At 35.2% G+C, this 540-nt stretch carries 1 protein-coding gene; it reads right to left on the reverse strand.

What is annotated here, in order from left to right; all coding sequences use genetic code 11:
* Nucleotides 1-166 precede the first annotated feature (166 nt).
* On the reverse strand, nucleotides 167-511 hold the full coding sequence (locus tag HMPREF0634_RS01010) for a cell wall-binding repeat-containing protein (protein ID WP_007788173.1): 345 nt from the start codon (nucleotides 509-511) through the stop codon (nucleotides 167-169).
* Nucleotides 512-540: the final 29 nt, after the last annotated feature.

The following is a 540-nucleotide window of genomic DNA, read 5'->3' on the forward strand; positions in this document are numbered from 1 at the left end:
AAAAACAAGGGTCAATTAAAACCCTTGTTTTTTGGGTTGTATAAAATTTAGTAATTTTAGGGAACAAAAAAGAGGCTCTATGTCAAAAGAAACCCTCCAGGAAAATACCTGGAGGGTTTCTCTCATTATATTTTATAAAGAAGTATTTTATATAAAATTTTTTATTTTACTTGCCAACTAAATCTAACATTATACTCTTTGGTAGGTACTTTTCTCCACCTATAGCTGTAATGCTAGTCAAGTAAGACTCTTCTATATACTTCTTAACTACAGCATTAGTCTTCTTGTTTCTTGATGCCAGTAATGTTGGCCTGTTATACTTACCAGATACTGGTGAGATAACTAGGGCATCTGCGAATTCTTCACCTGATGCTATAAAGGCCTCTGTACTATTCTTAAACTTAGACTTGGCTATGGCAACTGATGTTTCATACCTGTCCTTACCTGCCATTCTCTCTAAAACGCCTGGAAGCTTGGCTTCTGTAGACCTTAGATATTGTGTTAGTTCCACCTGCTATATAAGTCTTCTTGATGTCTAAG

Origin of the sequence: Peptostreptococcus stomatis DSM 17678, assembly GCF_000147675.1 — a bacterium.
Classification (GTDB): domain Bacteria; phylum Bacillota; class Clostridia; order Peptostreptococcales; family Peptostreptococcaceae; genus Peptostreptococcus; species Peptostreptococcus stomatis.